This window comes from Cellulosimicrobium arenosum (assembly GCF_014837295.1).
GTDB lineage: Bacteria > Actinomycetota > Actinomycetes > Actinomycetales > Cellulomonadaceae > Cellulosimicrobium > Cellulosimicrobium arenosum.
Window position 1 is genome coordinate 354,449 of sequence record NZ_JACYHB010000002.1, and the last position, 19,547, is coordinate 373,995.

General features: G+C 73.2%; 13 protein-coding genes. 9 read left to right on the plus strand and 4 right to left on the minus strand.

Annotated features, from left to right (window positions below):
- The first annotated feature begins 2 nt into the window (after positions 1–2).
- Both IF651_RS04470 and IF651_RS04475 read left to right on the plus strand, forming a co-directional pair.
- Positions 3–1,100 carry an ABC transporter permease gene (locus IF651_RS04470; protein WP_191827859.1) on the plus strand — a complete coding sequence of 366 codons (1,098 nt, stop codon included), beginning with the start codon at positions 3–5 and terminating at the stop codon, positions 1,098–1,100.
- A gap of 77 nt (positions 1,101–1,177) precedes the next feature.
- Complete coding sequence (locus IF651_RS04475) at positions 1,178–1,873, plus strand: ABC transporter ATP-binding protein (protein WP_191827860.1); 696 nt, start codon at positions 1,178–1,180, stop codon at positions 1,871–1,873.
- 40 nt (positions 1,874–1,913) lie between these two features.
- Here IF651_RS04475 and IF651_RS04480 read toward each other — a convergent pair whose 3' ends face one another.
- Genes IF651_RS04480 through IF651_RS04490 form a run of 3 tightly spaced genes read right to left on the minus strand, consistent with a single transcriptional unit; the run spans position 1,914 to position 5,389 of the window.
- Positions 1,914–3,572 carry a DHA2 family efflux MFS transporter permease subunit gene (locus tag IF651_RS04480; RefSeq protein WP_191827861.1) on the minus strand — a complete coding sequence of 553 codons (1,659 nt, stop codon included), beginning with the start codon at positions 3,570–3,572 and terminating at the stop codon, positions 1,914–1,916.
- 51 nt (positions 3,573–3,623) lie between these two features.
- The gene (locus IF651_RS04485; protein WP_338403767.1) at positions 3,624–4,922 is read right to left on the minus strand and encodes a ThiF family adenylyltransferase; all 1,299 of its coding nucleotides are present in this window, start codon (positions 4,920–4,922) and stop codon (positions 3,624–3,626) included.
- Positions 4,923–4,948: 26 nt separating this feature from the next.
- Complete coding sequence (locus IF651_RS04490; RefSeq protein ID WP_191827862.1) at positions 4,949–5,389, minus strand: DUF3817 domain-containing protein; 441 nt, start codon at positions 5,387–5,389, stop codon at positions 4,949–4,951.
- A gap of 116 nt (positions 5,390–5,505) precedes the next feature.
- Here IF651_RS04490 and IF651_RS04495 point away from each other — a divergent pair, with 116 nt between their 5' ends.
- The 3 genes from IF651_RS04495 (at position 5,506) to IF651_RS04505 (ending at position 10,237) form a co-directional block, all read left to right on the plus strand.
- Complete coding sequence (locus tag IF651_RS04495) at positions 5,506–7,383, plus strand: ABC transporter transmembrane domain-containing protein (protein WP_191827863.1); 1,878 nt, start codon at positions 5,506–5,508, stop codon at positions 7,381–7,383.
- The gene (locus IF651_RS04500; protein WP_191827864.1) at positions 7,380–9,113 is read left to right on the plus strand and encodes an ABC transporter ATP-binding protein; all 1,734 of its coding nucleotides are present in this window, start codon (positions 7,380–7,382) and stop codon (positions 9,111–9,113) included. The genes IF651_RS04495 and IF651_RS04500 overlap by 4 nt, the downstream gene beginning before the upstream one ends.
- Positions 9,114–9,259: 146 nt before the next feature.
- Positions 9,260–10,237, plus strand: coding sequence for a hypothetical protein (locus tag IF651_RS04505; protein WP_191827865.1), 978 nt, complete (start codon positions 9,260–9,262; stop codon positions 10,235–10,237).
- Positions 10,238–10,275: 38 nt separating this feature from the next.
- On the opposite strand, the gene IF651_RS04510 is transcribed toward IF651_RS04505, so the two are convergent.
- Positions 10,276–11,166 carry an SURF1 family protein gene (locus tag IF651_RS04510; protein WP_338403768.1) on the minus strand — a complete coding sequence of 297 codons (891 nt, stop codon included), beginning with the start codon at positions 11,164–11,166 and terminating at the stop codon, positions 10,276–10,278.
- A gap of 77 nt (positions 11,167–11,243) precedes the next feature.
- On the opposite strand from IF651_RS04510, the gene IF651_RS04515 reads away from it, so the two are divergent.
- The 4 genes from IF651_RS04515 to IF651_RS04530 all read left to right on the plus strand — a co-directional run bounded on the left by IF651_RS04515 (position 11,244) and on the right by IF651_RS04530 (position 19,456).
- Positions 11,244–13,439, plus strand: a complete 2,196-nt coding sequence (locus IF651_RS04515) for a DUF7507 domain-containing protein (protein WP_191827866.1) — start codon at positions 11,244–11,246, stop codon at positions 13,437–13,439.
- A 151-nt stretch (positions 13,440–13,590) separates the two neighbouring features.
- Entirely contained in the window at positions 13,591–16,089 is a 2,499-nt protein-coding gene (locus tag IF651_RS04520) for a phosphoketolase family protein (protein WP_191827867.1), read from the plus strand.
- 56 nt (positions 16,090–16,145) lie between these two features.
- The gene (gene pta / locus IF651_RS04525; protein ID WP_194719913.1) at positions 16,146–18,212 is read left to right on the plus strand and encodes a phosphate acetyltransferase; all 2,067 of its coding nucleotides are present in this window, start codon (positions 16,146–16,148) and stop codon (positions 18,210–18,212) included.
- The gene (locus IF651_RS04530) at positions 18,209–19,456 is read left to right on the plus strand and encodes an acetate/propionate family kinase (RefSeq protein ID WP_191827869.1); all 1,248 of its coding nucleotides are present in this window, start codon (positions 18,209–18,211) and stop codon (positions 19,454–19,456) included. Before pta ends, IF651_RS04530 begins: the two co-directional genes overlap by 4 nt.
- Positions 19,457–19,547: the final 91 nt, after the last annotated feature.

Genomic DNA, 19,547 nt, shown 5'->3' on the forward strand with positions numbered 1-19,547 from the left:
CCTTGTACGTCGCCCTGCGCGACCTGGCGCACGCCCGTGGTCGCTTCGTCCTGATGTCGGTCGTGATCGTGCTGATCACGTTCCTCGTGACCTTCCTCGCCTCGCTCACGGCCGGGCTGACGAGGGAGTCGACGTCGGCCGTGACGGACCTGCCGTCCGACCGCATCGCCTTCTCGATGCCCGGAGCGGACGACGCGCCCGAGTTCACCGCGTCCCGCGTCACGGCCGACCAGTGGGAGGGGTGGGCCCGCGTCCCGGGCGTCGAGTCCGCCGACCCGCTCGGCGTCGCCACCACGCGCGCGGAGTCCGCCGGCACGACCGCCTCGGTCACCGCGCTCGGTGTCGCCGACGGCTCCGACCTCGTGCCGTGGAGCACGGGCGACGTCGCGCCCGGAACCGTCGTGCTCACGCCCGGTGCGGCCGGCGCACTGGACGCGCAGAACGGCGACACCGTAGCGCTGGGAGGTGGCGAGCTCGTCGTCGCGGGCATCGCCGACGCGGACGAGTCGTTCTCGCACACCCCGGTCGTGTGGACCACGCTGGACGACTGGCAGACGATCGGTGCGCGCGGCGCCGACGCGTCCGACGCCCCCGTGGCGACGGTCGTCGCGCTGACCACGACCGGGGCCGACGGCGCGATCCTCGCCGACGCCGACGCCGAGCTCGGCACGACGACCGTGACCCGGTCGGACGCGCGCTCCGCCGTCTCCTCGTTCGCCGGGGAGAACACCTCGCTGACGACCATGCAGGCGTTCCTCCTGGTGATCTCCGCGCTCGTCGTGGGCGCGTTCTTCACGGTGTGGACCATCAGCCGCTCCGGGGACGTCGCCGTGCTCAAGGCCCTCGGCGCCTCGACCGGCTACCTGCTGCGCGACGCGCTCGGCCAGGCTGCGGTGCTGCTCGTCGGCGGGGTCGCGGTCGGGACCGCGCTCACGGTCGCGGGGGCCTCGCTGCTGCCCGCCGCCGTGCCCGTCGTCGTCACCGCCGCCACGACCCTCGTGCCCGCCGTGGGCCTCGTCCTGCTCGGGCTCGTGGGCGCCGGCGTCTCCGTGGCCCGCATCACGCGCATCGACCCGCACGCGGCCCTCGCCGCCCGCTGATCCTGTCCCGCTCACAGCCCGCTGCGACCTCGTGACCTCCCGCGCCCCGTGGCAACCTCACTCGAAGGAGAAACCCGATGGACCTGCACCTCCAGGACGTCACCCTCGTCTACCCCGACGGTGGCACGACCCTCACCGCGGTCGACGACGTCGACCTCACCGTCCCCGCGGGGACCACCACCGCGCTGCTCGGGCCCTCCGGCGCCGGCAAGTCGAGCCTGCTGGCCGTCGCGGCCGGGCTGACCCGACCGAGCCACGGCACCGTGACGATCGGCCCCGACGTGGTCTTCACCCCCACCACGACCCTGGCGCAGGCGACCAGGGTGCGGCTCGAACGCATCGGCCTGGTCTTCCAGTCGCCGCAGCTGCTCGGCTCGCTGACCGCGCTCGAGCAGCTCGAGCTGCACGCGCACCTGCGGGGGCGACGCCCGTCGAGCCTGCGCCCACGCGCCATGGAGCTGCTGGACGCCGTCGGCGTGGCGGACCACGCGGGCAAGCGGCCCGCGCAGCTGTCCGGCGGTCAGCGCCAGCGCGTCGCGATCGCCCGTGCGCTCGTCGGTCGGCCCGAGGTCCTGCTCGTGGACGAGCCCACGTCCGCGCTCGACCACGAGCGCGGCACGCGCGTGGTCGAGCTCATCACCGGCCTGGCCCGCGAGACCGGCGCGGCCACCGTCATCGTGTCCCACGACGCGTCCACCCTCACGACCGTGGACGCGACGGTCCGGATGCTCGACGCCCGCATCGAGCCCGCGGCCCACCTCGCCACCTCCTGACCGGCCGCCACGACCGCCCGGAGGCTGCGCTCAGGGCTGCTCAGGGCTCTCGCGGAGCGTCCGCGTCGAGCCTGCGAGAGGCCCGGACCACGGCGGTCGCCGCGACGAGGCCGAGCAGGAGGAACACCCCGGCCACGAGCAACGACCCGCGGGTCGCGTCGGCGAACCCCGTCGACAGCGCGTCGACGACGGCCGGCCCCTGGTCGCCCAGCTCGCCGGACGTCCCCTGAGCACGCAGCCCCGTGATCACGTTGCCCGCGGAGCCGCTCGTCGCGTCGGTCAGCCGGGTCACCTGGTCGTCCGGCAGCCCCTGCCCGGAGAGCGCCGTCGGCACGGTCGACGCGATGAGGACGGCCAGGGCCGACCCCACCAGGGCCGTGCCCAGGGCGGAGCCGACCTGGCGCACGGTCGACTGCGTCGCGGACCCCTGGCCGGACTGCGCGGGTGGCACCTGGGCGAGCGTCGTGCTCGTGAGCTGCGCGGACGCGAGGCCGAGCCCGACCCCGTACACCACGAGGACCCCGGCGAGCAGCCACGGCGAGACGCTGGGCGTCACGACGAGCGCGACCGCGACGACCCCGACGACCTCGAGCACGAGCCCGATCACCACGACGAGCGGCGCACCGACCCGCGCCGCGAGGTGACGGGCGGAGGCTCCGGAGACGAACGCGCCGATCGCCATCGCCGCGAGCACCAGTCCGGCGCCCATCGTCGACAGCGCCAGCACGTTCACCAGGAAGAGCGGGAGGACGAAGATGATGCCGAACTCCCCCACCGCGACCGCCGTCGCGGCGACGTTGCCCCAGCGGAACGTGGGGATGCGGAACAGGTCGAGGTCGAGCAGCGCCGACCGGCCGATCCGGGCGCGGTGCCGCTCCCACAGGACGAACGTCACCAGGAGCACGACCGCGAGCGCCAGCAGGACCGGGACGGGGGACACGGGTGCTGACGTCGACCACGTGAACCCCCCGACCGTCAGGTCGGTCTTCGGCGCCCACCAGCCGAGGCTCTGCCCCTCGATCAGCCCGAACACGAGGGCGCCGAACCCCAGGCCGGACAGCAGCAGCCCGTCGACGTCCAGCCCGGGCGCCGTCACGTGCGCCCGGGTCTCAGGGACCCAGAGGTACGCGCACACCACGACCCCGACGCCGATCGGGAGGTTGACGAGGAAGATCCACGGCCAGGTGAACGACGTCGTCAGCCATCCCCCGGCCAGCGGGCCGATCGCCGCGGCACCGGAGATCACCGCTCCCCACACGCCGAACGCGGCGGCGCGGTCCGTGCCGCGGAAGGTCGCGTTGACGGTCGACAGCGTCGACGGCAGGATCGCCGCAGCCCCGAGCCCTTGGACGAGCCGGCCGCCGATCAGGGTCCCGCCATCGTCCGCCGCGGCCGACAGCAGCGACCCGACCAGGAACGCGACCACGCCGATCACGAGCAGGCGACGCCGCCCGAGCCGGTCGCCGAGCCGGCCCGCGGACAGCAGGAGCCCGGCGAGCACCACCGCGTACGACGCGCTCACCCACTGCGCGTCGCTCAGGCCCAGGTCCAGGTCGGCGACGATGTCCGGGAGGGCGACGGCGACGATCGTGCCGTCGATGACCACCATCGACAGCGCGACGGACAGGACCACGAGCGCCGCCCACCGGTTCGCGTGCGCTCGCTGGTCGACCGCAGGTTCCGGCTCGTCAGCGCTCATCACTCGACACCTTGTCAGATCATCCGCGAGCCTGCTGCTCGCGCGCCCTCCTCAGTGCGGGGCGACGGCTGCGAGGAGCGCGGGGACACCGCCCGTCACCGAGCGTGCTTCCACGCCCGCCGCGCGGGCGACGTCGGCCACGCGGGCCGAGCGGGCGCCCGCGGCGCACACCACCACGACGGGACGGTCGGTGGGCAGGTCGTCCAACGCGGCCCGGGCCGCGGCGTCGTGCCCACCCGGCACGCCACCGAGGAACGTCCCGCTAGGGACGAGCGTCGCGCCGGGAACGGGGCGCACCTGCGCCTCCCAACCCTCGCGCACGTCGAGCAGGTAGGCGCCGGCCGCGAGGAGCGCGGCCGCCTCGCGCGCGTCCACGTCGGCGGTCGGGGCCCCGGTGCCCGACGCCGCAGGTGCGGCCCCGCCTGGCGTCCCGCCGGCCGCGGGGGTCAGACCGCAGAACGCGGCGTACGCGTCGTCGCCCGGGAGGAGCGCGGTCACGGGCTCGCGGGTCGGGTCCGGGCGGACGGTGAGCTGGCGCCACGTGAGGTCGAGCGCGTCGTACACGGCGAGGCGGCCGAACAGCGTCGTCCCGGCCCCGGTGACCAGCTTGATCGCCTCCGTCGCCATGACCGACCCGACGGTGCCGCACATCGCGCCGAGCACGCCGCCGGTCGCGCAGTCCGGGGCCGCGCCGGGAGGCGGCGGCACGGGGAAGACGTCGCGGTAGGTCACCCCGCGTCCGCCGGCGCCGCCTCGCGGGGACGAGCCCGCGGCGTCGGGCACGACGTACCGGGGCGCGCCCCAGAAGACGGCGACCTGGCCGGTGAAACGGTAGACCGACCCCCACACGACGGGCAGGCCGAGGGCCTCGGCCGCGTCGGCGACCAGGTAGCGGGTCGGGAAGTTGTCGGCGCCGTCGAGGACGACGTCGTAGCCGCCCAGCACGTCGAGCGCGTTGTCCGCGTCCAGCCGCACCGCGTGCTCGACCACCTCGACGCACGGGTTGACCTCGGCGATCGCGGCGCGCGCGGAGTCCACCTTGCGCAGGCCGACGCCGGACGAACCGTGGATCACCTGCCGCTGCAGGTTCGAGGTGTCGACGAGGTCGTCGTCGACGATCCCCACGGTCCCCACTCCCGCCGCGGCCAGGTAGAGCAGAGCCGGGCTGCCCAGGCCGCCCGCGCCCACCACGAGCACGCGCGCCGCGGCCAGCCGCCGCTGCCCGGCCGGGCCGACGCCCGGGAGCGACAGGTGCCGGGCGTAGCGCTCCAACTCAGCGGTCGTCAGCTCCCGGCCCGGCTCGACCAGCGGGGCCAGCTGCGACGCGGGCTCGGCGGGCACAGCGGGCACGTCAGGCACGGAAGGAACGGCGGCGGTCACGGTGTGTAGCGCTCCTCCAGCGCCGCCAGCTTGGCGTCCGCCTCGGCGTGGACCTTCTTCTCCAGCACGAACGACATCACCGGGACGACCCCGGCGAAGACCATCGTCGCCAGGCGGCCCCAGCCCCAGCGCATCTTGGTCCACAGGTCGAGCACGGTGACCAGGTAGACGACGTAGATCCACCCGTGCGCGAACGGGACCCACCCGATGAACCTCAGCAGCGGGTCGACGTCCGCGAACGCGCCCACCGCGTACTTGATCACCAGCTCGACGCACAGGACGAGCAGCATGACACCCGTGATGATCGCCATGACGCGGTATCGCGCGAGCGCTCCCCGGGCCTTGCGGATCGCGGCGCCCGCCGCCTCCGGGGTGGGCAGCGAGCCGCCCGGCGCGTGCTCCGTGCTGTCGGTACTGGTGGAGTCCTGGGAGGTCATGGGCACAGCTTCCTGAGGTGGTGGGAGGCGTCCGTGACCGAGAGCACACCCGGCCGAGCGCGGTCCGTCCTAATTACGTCGCCGCACGTCGGACGCCGAACCTAGGGTAGATCACCGTGCAGCAACTCCCCGTGCCCGACCCGGGCACCCCCGACCTGCGCGGCCCCACCCGGTACCTCCTGTGGGTCGCTCGCCGCCAGTGGACCGTCCTGACCGCCGCGGTCCTCATCGGCCTGCTCAACTTCGCCGGTCAGGCCGTGCAGCCGTACCTGCTCGGGCGCGTGCTCGACGACGGGCTCGCCGACGGGTTCGGTCCGGAGCTGTGGCGCTGGGTCGGCCTCCTGCTCGCCGCCGCCGCCGTGATCGTGGTGAGCGGCGTCGTCGGGCACCGGTTCGACATCGCCAACTGGCTGCGCTCCGCGCTCACGACCTCCCAGCTCGTCGGGGACGTGACCGCGAGCTCGGGCGACGCGATCACCGAGGAGCTGCCGACGGGCGAGGTCGTGTCGACCGTCGCGAGCGACGCCATGCGCGTGGGGCAGCTGTTCGCCATGCTCGGGCAGTTCCTCGGGGCGCTCGGCGCGTACCTGGTGGTCGTGGTCCTCATGCTGTCCACCTGGCTGCCGCTCGGGCTCGTCGTGGCGCTCGGCCTGCCCGCCGTCGCGGGCGTGCTGGCGTTCCTCGTCAAGCCCCTCCAGCAGCGCCAGTCGGCCCAGCGCGAGGCGCAGGGCCGCCTGACGACGCTCGGCGCGGACACCGTCTCCGGACTGCGGATCCTGCGCGGGATCGGCGGCGAGTCCGTGTTCTCCGGACGCTACGCGCGCCAGTCGCAGCGCGTGCGCGTGGCCGGGGTGAAGGTCGCGCACACCCAGGCGAACCTCGATGCGCTCCAGGTGCTGCTGCCCGGGCTGCTCGTCGTCGTCGTGATCTGGGTCGGGGCGCACGCCGCGCTGCGCGGGGAGATCACCACCGGTCAGCTCGTCGCCTTCTACGGCTACGCCGCGTTCCTCGGCTGGCCGCTGCAGATCGCCACGCAGATGCTGCAGATCGCCACGCGGGCGCACGTGGCCGCGCGCAAGATCGTGCGCGTCCTGGCCGTGCGCCCGGCGGCCGGCGCAGACCCGGCGACCGCAGCGATGCCGGCGGCCGGGAGCGAGCTCGTGGACGAGACCAGCGGTCTCGTCCTCGAGCCGGGCCGGGTCGTCGCGCTCGTGTGCGCCGACCCGGACGCCTCGGCGCTGGTCGCCACCCGCCTGGGCCGGTTCGACGACGCGGCGGAGTCGGCAACGCCCGTCCGGCTCGGCGGCGTGCTGCTGCGGGACCTCGACAAGGGTGCGCTGCGCCGACGGGTCGTCGTCGCGGAGGCCACCCCGCAGCTGTTCTCCGGCGTGCTGCGCGACGAGCTCGATCCGCGCGGGGGTGCCCTCGAGGCGGACCTCATGGCGGCGATCACGGTCGCCGACGCGCACGACGTGCTCGACTCGACGCCCGACGGCCTGGACGGCGAGCTGCCGGAGAAGGGACGCTCGCTGTCCGGCGGACAGCGCCAGCGCGTCGCGCTCGCTCGCGCCCTGCTCACCGAGCCGGAGATCCTGGTCCTCATCGAGCCGACGAGCGCCGTCGACGCGCACTCCGAGGCGCGGATCGCCGCCCGCCTGGCCGAGGTCCGTCGCGGCCGGACCACGCTGGTCGTCACGGCGTCCCCGCTCGTGCTCGAGCACGTCGACGAGGTCCAGCTCCTCGAGGACGGGCGCGTGACGCTGCGCGGCACGCACCGCGACCTCGTCGACCGGGCCCGCGTGCCGGGTCGCGCGGACCCGACCGACGGACCGGGCAGGTCGAACGGGTCGGACCGGTCGCTGGACGCGCGCCGGTACCTGCGCGTCGTCGGGCGCTCGCTCGACGAGGACACGGCGACGCCCGACGAACCGGCGCTCGCATCGGTCGGCGCGGAGACCGGCCCCACCCCGACCCAGGAAGGAGGCCGGTCATGAAGCTTCCCGTCGCCGAGGGCGCCGCCGTCCGCGCCCGCACCGTCCGGCTCTTCTCCCGGCACCGCCGCACGCTGGTCGTCGTGGCGGTCCTGCACACGGTCGCCGCCGTCGCCGGGCTCGCCGGGCCGTGGCTGCTCGGCCTGCTGGTCGACGACGTCACGCAGGGCACCACGTCGAGCTCGGTGAACACGCTCGTCGCGATCGGCGCGGTCGCCGTCGTCGCGCAGGCCGTGCTGCGCCGGTACGCGCAACGGAGCTCGATGGTGTTCGGCGAGACCGTGTTCGCCGAGCTCCGCGAGGAGCTCGTCGACACCGTGACCTCGCTGCCCCTGTCCACCGTCGAGCGGGCGGGGACGGGCGACCTCGTCGCGCGCACCACCAACGACGTGGACCGGATCCAGCACGCGGTGCGGTTCGGCGTACCGCAGCTCCTCGTGTCCGTCGTCACGATCGTGCTCACCGTCGTCGCGTCGCTGTTCGTGGACCCGCTCGTCGCGCTCGCCCTGTTCGTGGGCGTGCCGCTGCTCGTCGTGGCGGCGCGCTGGTACCTCGAGCGCGCCGCACCCGGTTACCAGCGCGAGGCCGCGGCGTACGCGACGCTCAACGGCACCATCACCGAGTCGGTCGAGGGTGCGCGCACCGTCGACGCCCTCGCGCTGTCCGGCAAGCGCCGGGCCCGGGTGCACGCCGACCTGCGCGAGGCGTTCGCTGCGGAGCGGTACACGCTCGGCCTGCGCACCGTCCTGTTCCCGGGGATCGACGTCTCCGTGGCGATCGCACCGATCGCGGTCGTCGTGTGGGGCGCCTGGCTGATCTCGCAGGGGCACGCGACCCTCGGCGCGGTGACGACCATCGCGATGTACGGGTTCCAGCTCGCCGGACCGGTGTGGAACCTCATCTTCTGGCTCGACGAGATCCAGGTCGCGCTGGCGTCGTTCGCGCGCATCGTCGGGGTGTCGCTCGTGCACGCCGACCGGTCCGCGAAGGACGCCGCCCCGACCGACGAGCACGTCGTCGCCGACCAGGTCGAGTACGCCTACCGCGCCGGGCGCCCGGTGCTGCACGGCGTGAGCCTCGACCTGGACCCGGGCGAGCGGCTCGCCGTCGTCGGGCCGTCCGGGGCGGGCAAGTCGACGCTCGGCCGCATGCTCGCGGGGATCCACCCACCCACGGCGGGCACGGTCACCGTGGGCGGGGTACCGCTCGTGGACCTGCCCCTGTCCGACCTGCGTCGGCACGTCGCGCTCGTCACGCAGGAGCACCACGTGTTCGTGGGCTCCGTCGCCGAGAACCTGCGGCTCGCCAAGGTCGAGGCGGACGACGCCGAGCTGCTCGGCGCGCTCGAGGCGGTCGACGCGCGCAACTGGGTCGAGGCGCTGCCGCGGGGCCTCGAGACGGAGGTCGGCTCCGGCGGGTACGTGCTCACGCCCGCCCAGGCCCAGCAGGTCGCGCTCGCGCGGCTCGTTCTGCTCGACCCGCACACCCTCGTGCTCGACGAGGCCACGTCGCTGCTGGACCCGCGCGCCGCCCGGCACCTGGAGCGTTCGCTCAACGGGGTGCTCGAGGGGCGGACCGTCGTCGCGATCGCCCACCGCCTGCACACGGCCCACGACGCGGACCGCGTCGCCGTCGTGGACGAGGGCCGGATCAGCGAGATCGGCCCGCACGACGAGCTGGTGGCGGCGAACGGCGACTACGCCCGCCTCTGGCACTCCTGGCAACAGGAGTAACCACCCTCCGCGAGATCGGCCCGTACGTCGCCAGATCGCCCTACCGAGGGTCGATCTCGGACGTACAGGTCGACCTCGTCATTGCTCGTCCACAGATTCCGTGGGTGGCTGTCCCGCCGGCGCGAGGCGCGGCAGGCTCGGTCACCATGACAGCCGTGCAGCCGACGTCGAGGTCGTTCCCGAGCGCTCCCCGCAGGCCGGGTGACTCCCACCCGACCGAGCGCCCTCTCCTCCCTGCGCCCGTCCGATTCAGCGAGGAACGCCGCACAGAGCTGGCGCGCCGCACCGCCCTCGGCGCGCTCGAACGGGTCCGTCGCGGCATCTACCTTCCCCGTGCCGCGACCGACCTCGGCCGCGCGGCGGCTCGTCGCGAGGACGTCCTGCGCCAGGTCGTCGCGGTCGCAGAGCGGCTGTCCACCCCGTACTGGTTCAGCCACACGAGCGCCGCGCTCCTGCACGGCTGCTGGACCTGGCACCTGCCGCGGGACGTCCACCTCACTCAGCTCCGCGCGCCCAAGGGTGCCCAGGTCGCGGAGCAGCACCTGCACCGGCACTGGACCGCGCTGCCCGCGCGGGACCGGTCCGAGGTCGCCGGTCTGCCCGTCACCGGTCTCGAGCGCACCGTCGTCGACTGCGCTCGTGCGGGCACCGGACCGCAAGGGCTCGTGGTCGCGGACTCCGCGCTCCGCGCGGGCGCCGACCCGACGGTGCTGACGGCGATACTGGACGAGTCCGTGGGCAAGCGCGGGATCCGGCGCGCGCGCACCGTCGTGGCCCTCGCCGACGCCCGGGCGGAGTCACCCGGAGAGTCCGTCGTGCGCTGGACGATCCACGAGGCTGGGCTTCCGGCCCCCGTCCCTGCGCACGAGGCCACCACGGCGCGCGGACGGTACTGGCTCGACCTGGCGTGGCCGGACCTGATGGTCGCGATCGAGTTCGACGGCGCGGTGAAGTACTCGGGCGGGGAGTTCGGCGACCCGTCGGCACGGATCTGGCGCGAGAAGCTGCGTCACGACGCGTTGACCGAGGCCGGGTGGCTCGTCGTCCGCGTCGTCTGGGCCGACCTCACAGCACCCGAGTCGCTCGAACGTCGCCTCCGTGCCGCGCTGCGCCAGCACCGGTGACCATCGGCGAGATCGACCCGTACGTCCGAGATCGACCTTCAGTGGGTCGACGTCGATGCGGGCGGGTCGATCTCGGCGGGGAGGCCGGCGATGCCGGCCGTGGCGTCGCCCCGCGTCGGACGGCGCACGCCCCTCATCTCGTCGCGGACCAGGCGGAGCCACAGCAGGACCGCGAAGCCGCCGAACACCCACCACTGCAACGCGTAGAACAGGTTCTGCAGGTTCAGGCCCGTCCCGCCCTCGATCGTCGGTCGTGGGAGCGGGGCCGGGCCGCCGTCCTGCGCCGAGAGCTGCGGCGGGTCGGAGTCCAGGAGCACGAGGTACCCCGTGTACATCGGCCCGCCCCACGCGTTGACGAGCTCTCCCGTCGAGATCGCGTCGGTCTGACCGGGAGGCAGCACCTCCTCTCCCGCGGCCTCGGACGCCTGCAGGTACCCCGTCAGGCGCACGACGCCGTCGGGCACCTCGAGCGCAGCCGCGTCGTCCGGCGTGGGAACCCAGCCCCGGACCACCGGCAGCACCGGCGAGCCGGACAGGCCGGCCCACGACGCACCGTCCGTGCCGTCGTCGATGACGTGCAGCGGGGTCAGGACGAGGTAGCCCGTGCGACCGTCGAGCGCGCGCCCGGTGACGAGCAGCTGGCCCGCGGCGTCGTACTCGCCCTCGACCCGTGCCTGGCGTCCGACGAGCTCGCCCGGGAACGTCGACTGCGGCGGGAGGAGCGTGCCCAGCGACTCCGGTCCCGTGGCGAGCTGCTCCGCCGCCTCGTGCTGGGCCGCCAGCTCGGCCCGCTGGTGGGACCGGTCGAGCTGCCACACACCGAGGCGCGCGCACACCGCCGCGGCGAGCAGGAACACCAGGAGCAGACCGATCATCCGCGGCTGTCGTGCGACGGCCCAGAACGAGCGCGGGGCGGTAGGCTCAGGCACGCTCCCACGGTAGCCGGGGCCGACTGGGCTACCCGAATCCACCGAGCGCGAGCGACGAAGGTCACACCGGAGGGTCCATGGCGAAGAGCTCGAGGCGAGGGCACGCACGCCTCGCCCTGACCACGGTGCTGATGCTCGCGGCCGCGATGGTCGCGGCGCCCGCCGCCGCCGCGGACTTCCCGATCGACGAGCCGTTCGACGGCCCCACGCCGAACGACGCGGCGTGGGTCCCCTTCGGGGAGGCGAGCCTGACCGACGAGGGCGACGGCTGGCTGCAGCTCACCGACACGGACACGGCGACGGGCTTCGGAGGCTACGTCCTCGACAGCGCCTTCCCCACCGACCTCGGCGTCGAGATCGAGTTCGAGTACGCGACGTGGGGCGGCCAGGAGCTCGGTGGAAACCGTGGCGACGGCTTCTCGTTCTTCCTCATGGACGGCTCCTTCCCCGCGGCGGTGGGCGGGGACGGCGGGTCGCTCGGCTACACGTTCCTCCAGGGCGGCTATGCCGGAGTCGGGTTCGACGAGTTCGGCAACTACTCGGCGGGTCTGGGCGGGCCCGGTCAGCAGCCCGGCTACATCTCGGTGCGCGGCTCCTACTCGGCGACCCCGACCTGGGGCTACCTGACCGGCGTGCCGGGTCCGGGCGGGACCGTGGAGACGGTGCCGACCGGTGGTGGGGAGCCGGGCCGCGAGTTCGTCCGCACCGTCCGGGTGATCGTCACGCCGGCACCGAGCACCGACCTCATCGGGGTCTGGAGCGACTCGGGACCCGGGACCGCGATCGAACCTCTCATCGAGCGGTTCGACATCGGCAACGCGCCCGGCCAGCCCGCTCTGCCCGACACCTTCAAGCTGGGATTCGCCGCGTCGACCGGTGGCGCGACGAACAACCACGAGATCCGCAACCTGCGCGTCGTCGTCCCCACCCGGCTGGGGATCGAGAAGACGACGACCACCCCGGTCGTGGGCTCCGGGGCGCAGGTCTCCTACGACCTCGCCGTCAGCAACGACTACGTGAACGACGTCGTCGGCGCGCGGCTGGTCGACGACGTGCCCGGGGAGATCACCGACGTCACCTGGTCTTGTGTGCTGTCCACCGGGGAGGACTGCCGCGAGCCGTCGGGCTCGGGCAACGCGATCGACACCCTCCTCGACCTGGAAGCCCTGGAGTCCGCGACGATCACCGTGACGGGCACCGCGCCGTTCGTCGACGCCGAGACGGTCCTGACCAACGACGCAGAGGTCATCGCGCCGGCGGACCGCGAGGATCTCACCGAGAACACGTCGTCGGTCGACGTCACGGTGCTGCCCGCGCCCGCGCTCGTGCTCACCAAGGAGCTCGTCACGGCGACGCCCCTGCGGTACGGCGAGGAGGTCGACTACACCCTGGACGTGGTCAACGACGGGCAGGGCACGGCCGAGGACGTCGTCGTGACGGACCGGATCCCCGCCGAGCTCGACCCCGCGACCGTCTCAGCGGACGGCTGCGACCTGTCCGGGCAGGTGCTCTCGTGCGACCTCGGGACCCTCGCACCGGGGGCGACGTGGTCGACGACGCTGTCCGGCACGCTGGCAGGCGACGCCGCTGCGTGCGGCCGCACCGACGTCGTCCAGACGGCGGAGGTGACGTCCACGACCCCCGAGGAGGACCTGTCCGACAACGTCGCGACGGTCACGAGCGAGTGCGTCGTGCCGGTCGACCTCGCGATCTCCAAGGCCGGGCCCGCGACTGCCACCGTCGGCGACGAGGTGGAGTACACGATCGTCGTGACGAACGGCGGTCCCGCCCCGGCCCCGGGCACCACGATCGCGGACGACGTCCCGACAGCGATCGCCGACGTCTCCTGGGCGTGCACCGTCTCGGACGGCTCGGCCTGCTCCCCCGGCGAGGGCACGGGCGCCGAGGTCGCCACGACCGCCACGATCCCCGCCGGTGGCGAGGCCACCCTCGTCGTGCGCGGTGCTGCCGCGGCGGCAGGCGACGTCGTGAACCGGGCGACGCTCACCGCGTGCCCGGACTGCGTCGACGCCGACGGCACGGACGACGTCGCCGAGGTCGCCACCAGCATCACCGGGGCGACGCCGACGCCCGTGCCCACCCCCGACCCCGGGACGCCGGACGCTCCCGGTGGGGCGGACGGGGCAGAGCCCTCCGACGGGCTCGCGCAGACGGGGAGCGCGATGCTCGCCTCGGCCGTCGCGGGCCTCCTCGCCGTCGGGCTCGGCGCCGGGCTCGTCCTGCACGCGGCACGCGCACGACGTCGGGCCTGACCGTCGCGCCTGCGCCAGCCGCCCACGGGACCTTCGGCCCTCTCCGCACGTCACACCCTGCAGGAGGGGCCAACCTGGTGCGCCGCATCGTGGGATGCGGTTGTATGAAGTCGTAGTTCTCCACGTACGCCGACCCTTGCAGGAGCGTGAGATGAGCACGACGACGGCCCACGAGACGAACGCCTGGCAGAGCGCGGACGTGACACCCCTGACCGAGGAGACGCTGCGCCGCGTCGACGGGTGGTGGCGAGCCGCGAACTACCTCTCCATCGGACAGATCTACCTGCTCGCCAACCCGCTGCTGCGCACGCCGCTGTCGCGCGACGACGTCAAGCCCCGCCTGCTCGGGCACTGGGGCACGACGCCGGGGCTGAACTTCCTGTACGCGCACCTCAACCGGGCGATCGCCGAGCGCGGTCAGTCCACGATCTACGTCGCCGGCCCCGGGCACGGCGGGCCCGGCCTCGTGGCGAACACCTACCTCGAGGGCACGTACTCCGAGACCTACTCGGACATCACCCAGGACACCGAGGGCATGCGCCGGCTGTTCCGCCAGTTCTCGTTCCCCGGCGGCATCCCGAGCCACGTCGCCCCCGAGACGCCGGGGTCGATCCACGAGGGCGGAGAGCTCGGCTACGCGCTCTCCCACGCCTACGGCGCGGCGTTCGACAACCCCGACCTGCTCGTCGCGGCCGTCGTGGGCGACGGCGAGGCGGAGACCGGCCCGCTCGCGACCAGCTGGCACTCGAACAAGTTCGTCAACGCCCGCAACGACGGGGTCGTCCTGCCGATCCTGCACCTCAACGGGTACAAGATCGCCAACCCGACGGTGCTGAGCCGCATCAGCGAGGACGAGCTGCGCGACCTCATGATCGGCTACGGGCACACGCCGTACTTCTTCACCGGCGGGTTCGACGGCGAGGACCACGACGAGTGCCACCGGCGGTTCGCGCAGCTCCTCGACGAGGTGCTCAACCACATCGCGCAGATCAAGGCGGACGCCGCCGCGGGCGAGGACGAGCGGCCCGCGTGGCCCATGATCGTCTTCCGCACGCCCAAGGGCTGGACGTGCCCCACCGAGATCGACGGCAAGAAGACCGAGGACTCCTGGCGCGCGCACCAGGTGCCGCTCGCGAGCGCGCGGGACACTCCCGAGCATCTCCAGGTGCTCAAGACCTGGCTCGAGTCGTACCGCGCGGAGGAGCTGTTCGACGACGGCGGCCGGCTCGTGGAGGACGTCGCGGCGCTCGCCCCGCACGGAGAGCTGCGGATGAGCGCGAACCCGCACGCCAACGGCGGGCTGCTGCTCAAGGACCTGCGGCTGCCGGACTTCCGGGACTACGCGGTGGACGTCTCCGGTCCGGGCCGCGCCGCCGCCGAGGCGACGCGCGTCCTCGGGACCTGGCTGAACGACGTCGTGCGCCAGAACCCCGACAACTTCCGCATCTTCGGCCCGGACGAGACGGCCTCGAACCGCCTGCAGGCGGTGTACGAGACGACCGACAAGCAGTGGAACGCGGACTTCTACGGTCCCGACGTCGACGAGCATCTCGCGCGTGCCGGTCGCGTCATGGAGATGCTCAGCGAGCACCAGTGCCAGGGCTGGCTCGAGGGGTACCTGCTCACCGGGCGGCACGGCCTGTTCACCAGCTACGAGGCGTTCATCCACATCGTCGACTCGATGTTCAACCAGCACGCGAAGTGGCTGAAGGTCACCAACCACATCCCGTGGCGCCGGCCGATCGCGAGCCTGAACTACCTGCTGTCCAGCCACGTCTGGCGGCAGGACCACAACGGCTTCAGCCACCAGGACCCCGGCTTCATCGACCACGTGATCAACAAGAAGGCCGAGATCACGCGCGTGTACCTGCCGCCGGACGCCAACACCCTGCTGTCGACCTACGACCACTGCCTGCGCTCGCGCCAGTACGTGAACGTCGTCGTCGCCGGCAAGCAGCCGGCGCCGCAGTTCCTGTCGATGGACGACGCGATCGCGCACTGCACGCGCGGCCTGGGCATCTGGGAGTGGGCCGGCACCGAGGTCGAGGGCGAGGACCCCGACGTCGTGCTCGGGTGCGCGGGCGACGTCCCGACCCTCGAGGTGCTCGCCGCCGCGGACATCCTGCGCAAGCGCCTCCCGGAGCTCAAGGTCCGCGTCGTGAACGTCGTCGACCTCATGCGCCTGCAGGACGAGCACGAGCACCCGCACGGGCTCTCGGACAAGGACTTCGACACGCTGTTCACCGCCGACAAGCCGGTGATCTTCAACTACCACGGCTACCCGTGGCTCATCCACCGCCTCACGTACCGCCGCACCAACCACGCCAACATCCACGTGCGCGGGTACAAGGAGGAGGGCACCACCACCACCCCGTTCGACATGGCGATGCTCAACGACATCGACCGCTACCACCTCGTCCTGGACGTCATCGACCGGGTACCGTCGCTGCGGTCCCGCTACGCGGGGCTGCGCCAGGAGATGGTCGACGCGCGCCTCGCGGCCCGGCAGTACACGCGCGAGCACGGCGAGGACTTCCCGGAGGTGCGGGACTGGGTCTGGCCGGACGCGGGAGACACCGCGACGGGCGAGGGCGGCCCGCAGTACGAGGGCGCGGGAGCACTGCAGGACACAGGAGGAGACAACGAGTGAGCGGACCCGCTCGCAGCATCTACATCACCTCGCCCGAGGGCGAGACCGGCAAGTCCATGATCGCGCTGGGAGTCCTCGACCTGCTGACCCGCAAGGTCCAGCGGGTGGGGGTCTTCCGGCCGGTCACACGGGCCACCGGCCCGGACGCGCACGACTACGTGCTCGAGCTGCTGCTCGCGCACGACGGCGTGGAGCTGAGCGCCGAGCAGGCGATCGGGGTGACGTACGAGGACGTGCACGCGGACGCGGACGCGGCGCTGTCGCGCATCGTCTCGCGGTACCACGAGGTCGCGAGCGTGTGCGACGTCGTCGTCGTGGTCGGCACGGACTACACCGACGTCGCGGGTCCCACGGAGCTGTCGTTCAACGCGCGGGTCGCGGCGAACCTCGGTGCGCCCGTCCTGCTCGTCGTGTCGGGCAAGGGTCGCACTCCGGACGCCGTGGGCAACCTCGTCGAGGTCAGCGTGGGCGAGCTGCGCTCGCACCACGCCCAGCCCGTGGGCGTCGTCGCGAACCGGTGCGCGCCCGACGAGATCGAGCACGTGCGCAGCACGCTCACGGCGCTCGAGGGCCGCAGCCCCGACGGGTCCGGGCTCGCGACCTGGGCGGTCCCGGAGGACCCGTTCCTCGACGCGCCCACGGTCCGCGCGGTCATGGAGGCCGTGGAGGGCCGGCTCGCGTTCGGGGAGGAGGCGCTGCTCGCGCGCGAGACCACGGACCTGCTCGTCGGGGCGATGTCGTTCGAGCACCTGCTCGACCGGCTCACCGACGGCGCCGTCGTCATCACGCCGGGCGACCGCGTCGACATCGTCATCGGCCTGCTCGCGGCGCACGCGGCCAAGGGCTTCCCGTCGCTCGCCGGGATCGTCCTCAACGGCGGGTTCTTCCCGCCCGAGTCGACCGCACGTCTCGTCGCCGACCTCGACCCGAACCTGCCGATCATCCGTACCGACCTGGGGACGTTCCGCTCCGCGAGCGCCGCCGCGACCGCGCGGGGGCGGGTCACCAAGGACGCGCAGCGCAAGGTCGACACTGCGCTCGCGCTGTTCGAGCAGAACGTCGACGGCGCGGCGCTCCTCGCCCGGCTCGACGTCCCACGGCCGGAGGTCGTCACGCCGCTGATGTTCGAGTACGAGCTGCTCTCGCGCGCTCGCGCGGACCGCAAGCGCGTGGTGCTCCCCGAGGGTGACGACGACAGGATCCTGCGGGCCGCGTCGACGCTCCTGGGCCGCCAGGTCGCCGACCTGACGATCCTCGGCGAGGAGCAGCCCGTGCGGGCACGGGCCGCCGAGCTGGGCCTCGACATCGACGCCGCGACGGTCCTGAGCCCGCACGACCCGGAGCACGTCGAGCTCTTCGCCACCGAGTACGCGCGGTTGCGCGCGCACAAGGGCGTGACGATCGACGAGGCGCGCGAGCGGGTCCAGGACGTGTCGTACTTCGGCACGATGATGGTCCACCTCGGGCTCGCCGACGGCATGGTCTCGGGCGCCCGGCACACCACGGCGCACACCATCAAGCCGTCGTTCGAGATCATCAGGACGAAGCCGGGCGTGTCCGTCGTGTCGTCGGTCTTCCTCATGTGCCTCGACGACCGCGTGCTCGTGTACGGCGACTGCGCGGTGATCCCCGACCCCACGTCGGAGCAGCTCGCGGACATCGCGATCTCCTCCGCAGCGACCGCCGCGCAGTTCGGCGTCGAGCAGCGCGTGGCGATGCTGTCCTACTCGACGGGCGAGTCCGGCACGGGGGCGGACGTCGACAAGGTGCGCCGTGGCACGGCTCTGGTGCGCGAACGGCGCCCGGAGCTGACCGTGGAGGGGCCCATCCAGTACGACGCCGCGGTCGACGCGTCGGTCGCAGCATCCAAGATGCCGGGGTCCGACGTCGCGGGGCGGGCGACGGTCTTCATCTTCCCGGACCTCAACACGGGCAACAACACCTACAAGGCGGTGCAGCGCTCCGCGGGTGCGGTGGCCGTCGGCCCGGTCCTGCAGGGGCTGAACAAGCCGGTGAACGACCTGTCGCGCGGCGCGCTCGTCCAGGACATCGTCAACACGGTCGCCATCACCGCCATCCAGGCGCAGTCCTCGTCCCCCACGTCAGCCGGAGAGACCTCATGACGATCCTGCCCGAGGGCGAGCGCCCCAACCCGTACAGCGCGTACGGCGCGCACGGGTCGGTGCTCGTGCTGAACTCCGGGTCGTCGTCGCTCAAGTACCAGCTGGTCAACCCGGTGGGCGGCGAGGCGATCGCCGCGGGGACGGTCGAGCGCATCGGCGAGGACTCGAGCATCGTCACGCACCGGTTCGCCGGGAACACGACGACGCGCGAGCAGGCGGTCGCGGACCACGGCGAGGCGCTGCGCATCGCGCTCGGCCTGTTCGACGACGTCGGCCCGGACCTGTCGGACGCCGACGTGTACGCCGTGGGCCACCGTGTGGTGCACGGCGGCGCGGTCTTCTCCCGCCCCGTCGTCCTCGACGACGACGCGGTGCGCCAGATCGACGAGCTGTCCCCGCTCGCGCCGCTGCACAACCCCCCGAACGTCAAGGGCATCGAGGTCGCCCGCGAGCTGCTGCCCGACGTCCCGCACGTCGCGGTGTTCGACACGGCGTTCTTCTCGTCCCTGCCGGACGAGGCGGCCACCTACGCGCTCGACCGCGACACGGCCCGCGCGTACGGCGTGCGGCGCTACGGGTTCCACGGCACGAGCCACCAGTACGTGTCGGGCAAGGTCGCGCGCGTGCTGGGCCGGCGCGTGGAGTCGCTGAACACGATCGTGCTGCACCTGGGCAACGGGGCGTCGGCCTCCGCCGTGCGCGGTGGCGTCGCGGTCGACACGTCGATGGGCATGACCCCGCTCGAGGGCCTCGTGATGGGCACGCGCACCGGCGACATCGACGCGGCCGTCGTCTTCCACCTGGTCCGCAACGCGGGGATGAGCGTCGACGAGGTCGACGACCTGTTCAACAAGCGGTCCGGGATGAAGGGGCTCGCCGGGGAGAACGACTTCCGCGAGCTGCGGCGGCTCATCGACGCGGGCGACGAGGACGCGCGGCTCGCGTTCGACGTCTACATCCATCGTCTGCGCAAGTACGTCGGCGCCTACGCGGCGGTCCTGGGCCGCGTCGACGTCGTGGCGTTCACGGCGGGCGTCGGCGAGAACGATCCCGCCGTGCGCGCGGCGGTGGCGGAAGGCCTCGAGCCGTTCGGCATCGCGGTCGACCCTGACCGCAACGCCGTGCGCTCGAGCGACCCCCGCGTCATCTCCCCGGACTGGACGAGCACCCTGGTGATGGTCGTCCCGACCAGCGAAGAGCTGGCGATAGCCCGCCAATGCGTAGAAGCGGTGGAGAAGTCCTGACCCTCCTCCGCCGAACATGGGGTTGTGGCTCGTCGCGAGCTCGGGACGAGCCACGACCACATGTTCGCCGGGTGGTGGTGGCATGCTCGGC

Excerpts from the sequence above, each read along its gene's own strand:
- IF651_RS04530 (WP_191827869.1), top strand. The coding sequence starts at position 18,209 with ATGACGATCCTGCCCGAGGGCGAGCGCCCCAACCCGTACAGCGCGTAC.
- pta (WP_194719913.1), top strand. The coding sequence starts at position 16,146 with ATGATCGCGCTGGGAGTCCTCGACCTGCTGACCCGCAAGGTCCAGCGG.
- IF651_RS04515 (WP_191827866.1), top strand. The coding sequence starts at position 11,244 with ATGGCGAAGAGCTCGAGGCGAGGGCACGCACGCCTCGCCCTGACCACG.
- IF651_RS04490 (WP_191827862.1), bottom strand. The coding sequence starts at position 5,389 with ATGACCTCCCAGGACTCCACCAGTACCGACAGCACGGAGCACGCGCCG.
- IF651_RS04475 (WP_191827860.1), top strand. The coding sequence starts at position 1,178 with ATGGACCTGCACCTCCAGGACGTCACCCTCGTCTACCCCGACGGTGGC.
- IF651_RS04520 (WP_191827867.1), top strand. The coding sequence starts at position 13,591 with ATGAGCACGACGACGGCCCACGAGACGAACGCCTGGCAGAGCGCGGAC.
- IF651_RS04480 (WP_191827861.1), bottom strand. The coding sequence starts at position 3,572 with ATGAGCGCTGACGAGCCGGAACCTGCGGTCGACCAGCGAGCGCACGCG.
- IF651_RS04500 (WP_191827864.1), top strand. The coding sequence starts at position 7,380 with ATGAAGCTTCCCGTCGCCGAGGGCGCCGCCGTCCGCGCCCGCACCGTC.
- IF651_RS04505 (WP_191827865.1), top strand. The coding sequence starts at position 9,260 with ATGACAGCCGTGCAGCCGACGTCGAGGTCGTTCCCGAGCGCTCCCCGC.